7 protein-coding genes are annotated in these 10,992 nt (G+C 66.5%); 5 read left to right on the forward strand and 2 right to left on the reverse strand.

Annotated elements, in window-relative coordinates:
- Positions 1-47 precede the first annotated feature (47 nt).
- The gene (locus tag VFZ09_RS26500) at positions 48-1,925 is read right to left on the reverse strand and encodes a two-component system sensor histidine kinase NtrB (RefSeq protein WP_329730450.1); all 1,878 of its coding nucleotides are present in this window, start codon (positions 1,923-1,925) and stop codon (positions 48-50) included.
- 238 nt (positions 1,926-2,163) lie between these two features.
- Here VFZ09_RS26500 and solA point away from each other — a divergent pair, with 238 nt between their 5' ends.
- Complete coding sequence (solA, locus tag VFZ09_RS26505) at positions 2,164-3,285, forward strand: N-methyl-L-tryptophan oxidase (protein WP_329730451.1); 1,122 nt, start codon at positions 2,164-2,166, stop codon at positions 3,283-3,285.
- A 28-nt stretch (positions 3,286-3,313) separates the two neighbouring features.
- Here solA and VFZ09_RS26510 read toward each other — a convergent pair whose 3' ends face one another.
- On the reverse strand, positions 3,314-4,345 hold the full coding sequence (locus VFZ09_RS26510; RefSeq protein WP_329730452.1) for an alpha/beta hydrolase: 1,032 nt from the start codon (positions 4,343-4,345) through the stop codon (positions 3,314-3,316).
- A 117-nt stretch (positions 4,346-4,462) separates the two neighbouring features.
- On the opposite strand from VFZ09_RS26510, the gene VFZ09_RS26515 reads away from it, so the two are divergent.
- The 4 genes from VFZ09_RS26515 (at position 4,463) to VFZ09_RS26530 (ending at position 10,735) form a co-directional block, all read left to right on the forward strand.
- Positions 4,463-4,633, forward strand: a complete 171-nt coding sequence (locus VFZ09_RS26515; protein ID WP_329730453.1) for a hypothetical protein — start codon at positions 4,463-4,465, stop codon at positions 4,631-4,633.
- A gap of 116 nt (positions 4,634-4,749) precedes the next feature.
- Positions 4,750-7,656, forward strand: coding sequence for a type I restriction-modification enzyme R subunit C-terminal domain-containing protein (locus tag VFZ09_RS26520; RefSeq protein ID WP_329730454.1), 2,907 nt, complete (start codon positions 4,750-4,752; stop codon positions 7,654-7,656).
- Positions 7,653-9,239 carry a restriction endonuclease subunit S gene (locus VFZ09_RS26525; RefSeq protein WP_329730455.1) on the forward strand — a complete coding sequence of 529 codons (1,587 nt, stop codon included), beginning with the start codon at positions 7,653-7,655 and terminating at the stop codon, positions 9,237-9,239. The genes VFZ09_RS26520 and VFZ09_RS26525 overlap by 4 nt, the downstream gene beginning before the upstream one ends.
- Positions 9,236-10,735, forward strand: coding sequence for a class I SAM-dependent DNA methyltransferase (locus tag VFZ09_RS26530; RefSeq protein ID WP_329730456.1), 1,500 nt, complete (start codon positions 9,236-9,238; stop codon positions 10,733-10,735). Before VFZ09_RS26525 ends, VFZ09_RS26530 begins: the two co-directional genes overlap by 4 nt.
- Positions 10,736-10,992 lie beyond the last annotated feature (257 nt).

The following is a 10,992-nucleotide window of genomic DNA, read 5'->3' on the forward strand; positions in this document are numbered from 1 at the left end:
TCCCCGCTCAGACCGGGGCACCGGCTCCAGGAGCCGGCGCGGGGGGCTCATTTCACCAGCCCTGGCCCGGGCTCCTCCTCCAATGGCAGCTCCAGGGTGAAGGTGGCACCCTGGCCGGGGCCAGGACTGTCGCAGGTGAGCCGCCCGTGCAACTCCTTGGCGGACAGGGCGCTGATGTGCAGGCCGAAGCCATGGCCTGTCTTCTTGGTGGTGAAGCCCTGCGTGAACAGGCGCTGCAGGTTCTCCGGGGCGATGCCCACGCCGTTGTCCTTCACCTCGATGCGCACCCGCTCTCCGTCAGGCGCCCGCTGGATGCCGATGCTCAGCCGCTTGTCCTTCCGCGGGCTGTCCATCAACGCATGCCGCGCGTTGCTCAGCAGGTTGACGAGGATCTGCAGCAGCTTGTGCCGATCCACGGAGAGCGGCGGCACCGGGGCGTAGTCGCGCTCGACGCGGATGCCCAGCTGCTCGAAGGACGCGGCGTGCAGGCGCAGCGCCTCGTCGATGAGGACGGGCATGGCCACCTGCTCCCTCACGCCCGCGGAGCTCGCATGCCGCTGCTGCATGCTGACGATGGACTTGATGTGCTCCACCCCCTCGCTCAGGGAGCGCATCTCCTGGAGCAGGGCGTCGCGCTCCTCCTCCAGCTGCTCGGACAGGGCCAGGAGGAAGGCCGGGAACTGCTGGCCCCGCGGATCCCGGGTGAGGAAGGTGGGCAGCTCCACGGTGTGCTCGCTCAGGAGCCGGGCGGCACGGGTCAGGCTGGAGACACGTGACAGGCGCAGCCGGTCCATGACGAGACTGGTGGAGACGTTCACGCTGTTGAGGGTGTTGCCCACGTTGTGGAGCACGCCCGTGGCGATCTCCGCCATGCCCGCCTGCCGGGACACATCCAGCAGCGTCCGGTGCATCTCTTCCAGCCGGGCCTCGGCCTGCCGGCGGGGGGTGATGTCCCGCGCGAAGAGCGTCAGCCCCACCACCTGGCCGTCCCCATCCCGCAGGGGGCTGAGGCTGATGTCCATGAGGCGGCGGGAGCCCTGGACCTCGAACTCTTCCTCGAACCGCTCGCGCTGGCCGGCGTGCACCCGGGCCACGTGCGGGGCCCAGCGCTGGCGGCGCTCCGGCTCCATCCAGAAGGGCTGGCCCACCCCGGGCTCATGGCCGAAACGCTGGAGGTGCAGCCGCCTCGCCGCGGAGTTGGCGGTCAGCAGGCGGCCCTTCTTGTCCAGCGAGAGCACCGGATCCTCCGTGCTCTCCACGAGGGTGCTGAGCTTGTTCTCACTGAGCTGGAGCGCCTTCAGCGTCCGCTCGAGCGAGCCCTGGGCGGAGTCCCGCGCGGCGTTGTGCAGCGAGCCCACGCCCCAGGCTCCCACCAGCGCCAGGCCGGCGAAGATGTGCCCGATCCACATCAGGTACGGCGTGGGAGGCGGAATGACGGGTTGGACGAGGGTGACGTAGAGCGGGTAGCCCAGACTGAGGGTCACGAGCAGGAACAGGGTGATGAACAGCCCCACGCGAGCGCCGGACAGGTACACGGCGATGACGGGGATCAGGGTGCAGAGGGCGTGGGTGCTGATGAAGGGGGAATGGCCCTCCCAGGCGGCGGCGATGAGCACGAGCGACAAGGCCGTCAACAGCAGGGCCGTGGGCGGCCCGATGGTGGCCGAGTGGCGCGTGAGCAGCAGGACGCTGGCGTAGATCAGACAGGCGGCGAGGCTGGGGTAGGGGGGCAGGCCCGACAAGACGGCCGCCACCGTGTAGAGCAGGTTGAAGACGATGAAGAAGCAAGCGGTGCCCACCACGAGCCGGTAGCGGACGAGGTCCGTGGGCGACCCGTGACGCAGGGACTCCGAGAGCAGGGAGTCCAGCCGCTCCAGGAGCCAGGAGCGCGAGGCGGGGGGCGGGGGAGAAGGAAGGGTTTCCATGGCCGGGCACGCGAGCGGGGGCCGATATCCGCCGCCTGTCCGGAGGAGTATAGGAAGGATGGAAGGCCGAGGTCAGGAGCGTGGCTCGGCGCCGCTTCGCCCAGATGGACGACCGGCTCTACATGCCGCTGTGCATCGGGCTCGCGGCCGCGCTGGCGGCCGTGGTCCTTCTGCCGCGCCCCTGAGCCCTCTGCCCGAAGAGCTGCAAGTGCACGGTGGACTGCGGTTAGATGGCGGAATGGCACGCATCGCGATTCTGGGAGCGGGAGGAGTGGGCAGCGCGACGGCCCGGTTCCTCGCTCACGAGGGACACTCCGTCACCGTCGTGGAGCAGTTCTCGCCTGACCATGATCAGGGCAGCTCGTATGGCTCGTCGCGAATCATCCGCAAGACGTACACGGATGGGCTCTACACGTCGCTGATGGGCGAGGCCTACCCGCTCTGGGACGCGCTGGAGCGCGAGGCGGGGGAGTCGCTCTTCGTGCGCACGGGAGGCCTGTTCTTCGCTCCCAGCGAGCATCCGGAGCTGGCGGCCATCCGCCGGGCGCTCGGAGCGCACCGGGTGCCCTTCGAGGAGCTGGATGCCACCGCCTGCGCCCGGAGGTTCCCCGGGTTCCGGCTGCGGGCAGGGGAGTCGGGGGTGTTCGAGCCCGAGGCGGGTTTCCTCCGGGCCTCCGCGTGTGTGCGTGCCCAGCTCCGGCTTGCGTCGGCGCACGGTGCCCAGGTGCGTGCGGGAGCGCGGGTGGAGGCACTCGAGCCGCGGGCGCGAGGCATCGCCCTGGTACTCGCGGGAGGCGAGGTGCTCGAGTTCGACCGGGTGGTGGTGTGCGCGGGGCCCTGGACGGCCCGGCTGCTGGCGGGGCACGTGTCCCTGCCGTTCACGGTGACGCGGCAGGTGTACTGTCATTTCGAGCCCTCGGCGCCACTGGCGGAGTTCAGCGCGGAGCGCTTTCCGGTGTGGATCGACTTCGGCGCGAACTCCTATGGCTTTCCGTACGATGGGCAGCAGCCCGGCGTGAAGGTGGCGTTGCATCAGTCGGGCCTGCCCACGGATCCCCACCGGGTGGACCGGGAGGTGCACGAGTCGGATAGAGAGCCGCTGCGTCAGGCGTGCGCGGAACACCTGCCTGGCTTGTCGCCGCGCGTGGTGTTGGAGAAGGTGTGTCTGTACACGATGACGCCGGACGAGGACTTCGTGGTGGACCGGCTGCCGGGAGAGCCTCGGGTGACGGTGGTGGGCGGCTTGAGCGGGCACGGGTTCAAGTTCACCGTCCTGCTCGGCCGCCTCGCCGCGTGGATGGCCACGGACCACCCCATTCCCTGGGAGCTGTCACGCTTCGCAATGGCTCGCTTCGCGTGAGCTCCACGCTCCAGCACCGGCGTTCGAATCAGACGGGCAGTAAATCGGGCGCTCTCTGCTTCCGAGGAGAGACCGCGACCGGCCGCACCAGCTCGGCCATCAAGGTATTGAACCTGGCCGGTTCATCGACGAACGGCTCGTGTCCGGACTCGTCGAACCAGACGAGTCTCTTCGACGGCGCGGTCAGTGCTTCGAAATAGGCCAGACTGGCTTCGTTCGGAACCCAGTGATCGCGGCGTCCGAGGAAGAAGAACACGGGCACCTGCAGGACGGGTGCGGCCTTCAGGAGATTCAGCTTCGAAACCTCGGCCCACATGGTGTCGAGAGAGAACCGGAAGCCACGCAGCAGGTTGGGCAGATCGAAGACCGATGCTTCCGGCCCGCCGAGAAGAACTCGTCCCCATGTCCAGAAGGTCCTCGCGCTCAGCTCGCCCCCGAGCCGCTGCGCCCAGGTGCGCTCGATCAGCAAGCGCCTGGCATCATGGGGCGGGGGGCCGATGGCGCGCAGCTTCTTCAAGGCCTTGCGGTGGTTGAGGCGCTGCGCTTCAGCGAGCACGTAGTCATACGATGACGACTCGCCCGCCGCCCAATCACCGACCTGTCCGCTTCCGACGTAGGCCGCGACCTTCTCCGGGTGCCGCGCCGTATAGAGGACGCCGAGCGCGGAGCCCCAGGAGTGCCCGTAGAGCACCACCTCTTTCTTCCCGAGGCGTTTGCAGACCTGATCGACCAGCTCTTCGAGATCCGAGAGGAACTGCTCGACGGTCATCGAGGAGCTGGGGAGCTTGCGGTCGAACGATTTGCCGCTGCCGCGCTGGTCCCAGTAGACGACGGTGAAGCTCTTCTCGAGCGGCGCATTGAAGTGACGGAAGAACCCCATCTCGGTGAGGCCTGGCCCGCCGTAGAGGAGGATCAGCGGGGGATTGGCGACGCTCTCGCCACGGATCATCACCCACTGCTCGATCCCGCCGAGACGGAGGTACTTGACCTCCGCGATGCTGTCCGGAACGAACTGGCCCTCGGGCCCCTGGAAGGGCAGCGTCCGACCCAGATGTTTCATGTGCTCGCCTCCTCAGGCGGAAGCTGGCTCCAGGCGCGTGGTGCCGCAACCCGTGCTCACCTGCCTGCTGCCCTCCGCCTGGCAGGCCCTGCCCCTCCATCCGAGACGTGGCGGAGGATGGCGGCCAGGAACCCGAGTGCGGCCAGACTCGAGACCCCGGCCAAGGTCGATACCCTGACGAACAACATCAACGCGGGGCTGCTGGATCAGCGCAGCTGGGCCACCAGGCTGTGGGACCGGAACCCCGAGCCGCCGCTCCAGTCCATGATTGACCATCTGGAGAAGTGAGCGCGCTCCAGGAGTCCGCTGACGGGTTCGATTCACGCCCAGCAAAGGAGGGCCCCAGCCGGAAGCGTACTTTGAGATCGCCGTGAGCGGGGCTTTCAGCGAAAATCGGCGCCCTGATGCCGACGCCCGAAGCTGCTGCCCGCGAGAACATTGACGCTGCGCTCCAGAGCGCTGGTTGGCACGTCCAGGACTTCGCCGAGCTCAACCTCGCCGCTGGGCTGGGGGTGGCCGTCCGCGAGTTCCCCCTGGCACGCGGCCACGGCAAGGCCGACTACGCCCTCTACGTCGCCGGGAAGCTGGCCGGTGTCGTCGAAGCCAAGAAAGAGGGCACCCTCCTCACCGGCATCGAGGTGCAGTCGGAGAAGTACGCGCGTGGCGTGCCCCCCCTCATCCCCGCCCATGTCGTCCCGCTGCCGTTCCTCTACGAGAGCACGGGCGTGGAGACGCAGTTCACCAACCGCCTGGATCCGGAACCCCGCAGCCGCCGCCTCTTCCACTTCCACACGCCCGAGACACTGGCCGAGTGGCTCGACCCGGAGCAGAACCCACCCCCGCTGCTCCCCCTCGAGAACGGCAAGCCCGCGCCGCGCAGTCTCCTGCCCTCCACCCTGCGGCTGCGCCTCCGCCAGATGCCGGACGTCGAGCCCAAGGGCCTCTGGCCCGCCCAGCTCAAGGCCGTGCGCAACCTCGAGGCCTCTCTGTACGCCGGCAAGCCGCGCGCCCTCATCCAGATGGCCACCGGCTCCGGGAAGACCTTCACCGCGGTCAGCTCCATCTACCGGCTCATCAAGTCCGGGGGAGCCAAGAGGGTCCTGTTCCTCGTGGACCGCGCCAACCTCGGCCGCCAGACGCTCAAGGAGTTCCAGCAGTACGTCACTCCAGACGACGGCCGGAAGTTCCACGAGCTGTACAACGTCCAGCACCTCACCTCGAACAAGCTCGACCCGGTGGCCAAGGTCTGCATCGCCACCATCCAGCGCGTCTACTCCATGCTCTCGGGCCAGGAGCTGAAGGAAGACGACGAGGAAATCTCCGCCTTCACCACGCTCACCGACTTGAGCACCCAGCCGCTCCCGGTCCCCTACAACCCCAGCATCCCCGTCGAGTTCTTCGACTTCCTGTGGACCGACGAGGCCCACCGCTCCATCTACAACCTGTGGCGCCAGGTGCTGGAGTACTTCGACTCGTTCCTCATCGGCCTCACCGCGACGCCTTCCAAGCAGACCCTCGGCTTCTTCCACCAGAACCTCGTCATGGAGTACGGCCACGAGGCCGCCGTCGGCGACAGCGTGAACGTGCCCTTCGACGTGTACCGCATCCGCACCCGCATCACCGAGGGCGGCTCGAAGGTGGAGGCGGGCCTCTTCGTGGACAAGCGCGACCGCGAGTCCCGGGCCGTCCGGTGGCAGAAGCTCGATGAGGACCTGACCTACTCCGCCAACCAGCTCGACCGGGACGTGGTGGCGGAGGATCAGCTGCGCACCGTCATCCGCACCTTCAAGGACCGGCTCTTCACCGAGATCTTCCCCGGCCGCAAGGAAGTCCCCAAGACGCTCATCTTCGCCAAGGACGACTCCCACGCCGACGACATCGTCCGCGTCGTCCGCGAGGAGTTCGGCAAGGGCAACGCGTTCTGCGAGAAGATCACCTACCGCACCGGCACCGCTCGCCTCGTCACGAAGAAGAAGGGGCCCGGCGGCAAGGAAGTCGAGGAGGTCACCTACAAGGCCACCGGCATCAAGCCCGAGGATCTGCTCTCCTCGTTCCGCAACTCCTACAACCCGCGCATCGCCGTGACGGTGGACATGGTCGCCACCGGCACCGACATCAAGCCGCTGGAAATCGTGATGTTCATGCGCACGGTGAAGAGCCGCAACTTCTTCGAGCAGATGAAGGGGCGCGGGGTCCGCGTCATCAGCCCGAGCGACCTCCAGTCGGTGACGCCCGACGCCCCCGCCAAGACGCACTTCATCCTCGTGGACTGCGTGGGCATGTGTGAGAGCGACTTCGTCGATACCCGCCCGCTGGAGAAGCAGCCCGCCGTGGCCTTCGACAAGCTGCTCCACGTGGTGGCCGCCGGCGGCACGGACCGCGAGGTCATCTCCTCGCTGGCCAGCCGTCTGGCCCGGATGAATCAACGGCTGGGCAAGCCCGAGAAGGAGCGGCTCGCCCGGTTGGCCCACGGCAAGTCGCTGGAAGAGCTGGTGGGCGGGCTGGTGGAGGCGCTGGATCCGGACAGGCACGTCGAGGCGGCGCGGGTGGCCAACAAGCTACTTACTGGAGAAGAGCCCACGGCGGCGCAGGTCTCCAAGGCTGCGGAGGCGGCGATCCGGGCGGCGGTGGCTCCGCTGGCGGCGAACCCGGACTTGCGCAACGAGCTCGCCTTCATCAAGCGCAGCTTCGAGCAGACGCTCGACACGGTCAGCGTGGACACGGTGCTGGGAGCGGGCTTCGACGCCGCCGCCACCGAGAAGGCGCGCGGGCTGGTGCAGTCCTTCGAGCAGTACATCGAGGAGCACAAGGACGAGCTCACCGCCATCCAGGTGCTGTACTCGCAGCCGTACGCGAAGCGGCTCACGTTCAAGGACATCAAGGCGCTGGCCGAGGACATCAAGGCCCCGCCCCGGACGTGGACGCCCGAGGCGCTCTGGCGGGCGTACGAGACGCTCGACAAGTCGAAGGTGCGAGGGGCTGGAGGCCAGCGGTTGCTCACGGACATCGTGTCGCTGGTGCGCTTCGCGCTCCACAAGGACCGGCAGCTGGTGCCCTTCACGGATCAGGTGGAGGAGCGGTTCCAGAACTGGCTGGCCCAGCAGGAGAACCGGGGACGGAAGTTCTCAGAGGAGCAGCGCCAGTGGTTGGCGCTCATCAAGGACCACGTCGCCGCGAGCTTCAGGATCGAGAGGGACGACTTCGAGGACGTGCCCTTCAACCAGAAGGGCGGGCTCGGACGGGTCCATCAGGTGTTCGCGGGCAAGCTCGATGAGCTGCTCGAAGAGCTGAATGAGGTGTTGGTCGCGTGAATGATCGTCAGCAGCCGCTGCCGCCCCAGTGGGCGTGGACAACTCTTGGGACCGTCGCCGAGGTGCGTCTCGGAAAGATGCTCTCCCCAAAGGCTTACGAAAAGGGCCTCGCCCAGCTTCCTTACCTACGAAACGAGAATGTTCGTTGGGGACATATCGACTTTACCGACGTGAAGCTGATGGGTTTCAAGTCCGACGAGCTCGCTCGCTATCAAGTCAATGACGGGGACCTACTGGTCTGCGAGGGAGGCGAACCGGGTCGTGCCGCAGTCTTCAGTGGGAAGTCAGGCCAGTACATGTACCAGAAGGCGCTCCACCGAGTGCGCCCGCGCTGCGACGTGGTGAACACGAAGTTCCTTCAGCTCTTTTTCCAACACGGTGCAGGACAAGCTTCAACGTCACAAACGACGATTGCGCACCTTCCCTTGGAGAAGATGCTCGCACTTGCTCTTCCATTGCCGCCTCGTGCAGAGCAAGAACGCATCGTTTCAGAGGCTGAGCGGCAGTTCACTCGTCTCGATGCCGGAGTCGCCGCACTCAAGCGCGTACAGGCCCAGCTCAAGCGCTACCGGGCCTCGGTCCTGAAGGCCGCGTGCGAGGGGCGTCTGGTTCCGACCGAGGCCGAACTCGCCCGCCGCGAGAAGCGCGACTACGAGCCCGCCGAAAGGCTGCTCGCCCGCATCATCAAGGAGCGTCGCGCCCGCTGGGAGGCCGACCAGTTCGCCAAGATGAAGGCGGCCGGCAAGCTACCCAAGGACGACAAGTGGAAGGCGAAATACATCGAGCCCGCCGTCCCAGATACCGCTGCCCTGCCACCACTGCCCAGCGGCTGGGTTTGGGCGACCCTTGAGCAACTCGCCGCAGACGAGCCGAACTCGATCACAGATGGTCCGTTTGGGTCGAACCTAAAGTCTGAACACTACGTTGAAGCAGGCCCCCGAGTCGTTCGCCTTCAGAATATCGGTGAGGGGCGATTCCTCGACGAACACGCTCACATTTCTCGCGACCACTTTGACCGCCTAAAAAAGCACCGCGTTTATCCCGGAGATCTCGTGATAGCCGCTCTGAGTGAACGACCACCTCGGGCGTGTTCGATCCCGGAGTCGCTCGGTGACGCCATTGTCAAGGCGGACTGCGTCCGCTTCAAACCTGATGCGGCCCTCGCTCAGAGCAGGTACTTGCTTGCCACGCTCAACAGCGAGACAACTCGCGCTCTTCTGAGCGACAAGGTGCATGGTGTTGGCAGACCTCGGCTGAATCTCGGCGAAATCCGAAGCATTGCCATCCCGCTTCCTCCGCAACAGGAGCAACTCCGCATCATCGAGGAAGTCGAAGACCAATTCTCGATTATTGATGCCTCCGAAGCTTCTGTGCAGGCAGGACTTGTTCGTGCCGCGCATCTGAGACAAGCGATCCTTCGTCTTGCCTTCGAGGGCGCGCTAGTGCCGCAGAGCCCGAAAGACGAACCTGCCTCCAAGCTCCTTGAGCGCATCTCTGTCTCTGTGGAGAACAAGCCTCTACCCAAACAGGGCCGAGCGAAGCAGGCCACCGCTGTCCCCAAGATGAAGAAGGCAACGCGATGAGCAACCACTCGGCCCAAATCGTCCAGAAGCTCTGGAACTACTGCGATGTCCTCCGGGACGATGGCCTCTCCTACGGCGACTACATCGAGCAACTCACGTTCCTGCTCTTCCTCAAGATGGCCCACGAGCAGACCCAGGCTCCGTGGAACCGTCCATCGCTCCTTCCCAAGGGCTTCGACTGGCCCAGCCTGATGAGCAAGGAGGGCGACGCGCTCGAAACCCACTACCGCCACCTGCTGGAGACGCTGGGCAAGTCGAAGGGGACGCTGGGCCTCGTCTTCCGCAAGGCCCAGAACAAGATTCAAGACCCGGCGAAACTGCGCCGCCTCATCGTGGACCTGCTGGACCGCGAGCAGTGGTCGAGCCTCGACGCCGACGTGAAGGGCGACGCCTACGAGGGCCTGCTGGAGAAGACGGCCAGCCAGTCCGGGGCCGGGCAGTACTTCACCCCGAGAGCGTTGATCCGCGCCATCGTGGACGTGATGCAGCCCAAGCCGGGGGAGACCCTCGTGGACCCGGCCGTGGGGACCGGCGGCTTCCTGCTCGCGGCCCACGACTACATTGCCCGGAACCACAGGCTCGACAAGGACCAGAAGAAACACCTCAAGCTGGAGGCGCTGCGGGGGTGGGAGATCGCCGATACGCCCGCCCGCCTGTGCACGATGAACCTGCTGCTCCACGGCGTTGGCGGGGATGAGACTCCCATCGTCGTGGTGGATGACGCCATTCGCGGCGACCCGGGCAAGCGGTTCAAGATCGCGCTCTCCAATCCGCCCTTTGGCCGCAAGTCCTCCGTCACCGTCATCAACGAGGAGGGCGAGCAGGAGAAAGAGGCCCTCACCGTCGTGCGCGACGACTTCTGGGCCTCCACGAGCAACAAGCAGCTCAACTTCGTGCAGCACATCAAGACCCTGCTGGAGGTGAACGGGCGGGCGGCGGTGGTGGTGCCCGACAACGTGCTCTTCGAGGGCGGAGCGGGGGAGACGATTCGCCGCAAGCTGCTCCACGAGTGCGAGGTGCACACGCTGCTGCGGTTGCCGACGGGCATCTTCTACGCGCAGGGCGTGAAGGCGAACGTGCTGTTCTTCGAGAAGAAGCCGGGCCGGGAGAAGCCGTGGACCGAGAAGCTCTGGGTCTACGACCTGCGCACGAACAAGCACTTCACGCTGAAGACGAACCCGCTGAAGCGGGCGGATCTCGACGAGTTCGTTGCCTGCTACCTGCCGGAGAACCGGCACCAGCGCAAGGCGACGTGGTCCGAGAAGAAGGCGCCGGAGGGGCGCTGGCGCTCGTACGGGTACGAGGAGTTGCTCCAGCGGGACAAGGTGAGCCTGGACATCTTCTGGCTCAAGGACGAGTCATTGGAGGACTCCGCGAACCTGCCAGCACCGGATGTCATTGCCGGGGAGATCGTGGACGACCTGCGCGCGGCCCTGGAGCAGTTCGAGGCGATCCAGACGGACCTCTCGCGCAGGGGAGGGGCGCCGAGGGATTGAGGAGGGGGGAGGAGCATGTTGGCCATGTGCCCGCGGACTGCCGCTGAGCGGGTGCCTGGCGCTTGAGGCGCATCTGACCGCTGTGGTAGGGCGCGAGGCCATGAATACGGAACACTCCCCTGTGCTCGAGTTTCCAGCGTGGCTCTACGGCACCATCGCCGCCATCCGCCGCAAGGCGAGTGCCGAGGGCCGCTGGTGGGCCCGGGAGTACCTCGAGACGGGTGCCTTCCCCCAGCCCCGGCGGATGCGCCAGGTGC

This window comes from Archangium sp. (genome assembly GCF_036277355.1).
Lineage (GTDB): Bacteria > Myxococcota > Myxococcia > Myxococcales > Myxococcaceae > Archangium.

Coding starts and splice junctions, on each gene's coding strand:
- VFZ09_RS26500 (WP_329730450.1), bottom strand. CDS start 1,925: ATGGAAACCCTTCCTTCTCCCCCGCCCCCCGCCTCGCGCTCCTGGCTC.
- solA (WP_329730451.1), top strand. CDS start 2,164: ATGGCACGCATCGCGATTCTGGGAGCGGGAGGAGTGGGCAGCGCGACG.
- VFZ09_RS26510 (WP_329730452.1), bottom strand. CDS start 4,345: ATGAAACATCTGGGTCGGACGCTGCCCTTCCAGGGGCCCGAGGGCCAG.
- VFZ09_RS26515 (WP_329730453.1), top strand. CDS start 4,463: ATGGCGGCCAGGAACCCGAGTGCGGCCAGACTCGAGACCCCGGCCAAG.
- VFZ09_RS26520 (WP_329730454.1), top strand. CDS start 4,750: ATGCCGACGCCCGAAGCTGCTGCCCGCGAGAACATTGACGCTGCGCTC.
- VFZ09_RS26530 (WP_329730456.1), top strand. CDS start 9,236: ATGAGCAACCACTCGGCCCAAATCGTCCAGAAGCTCTGGAACTACTGC.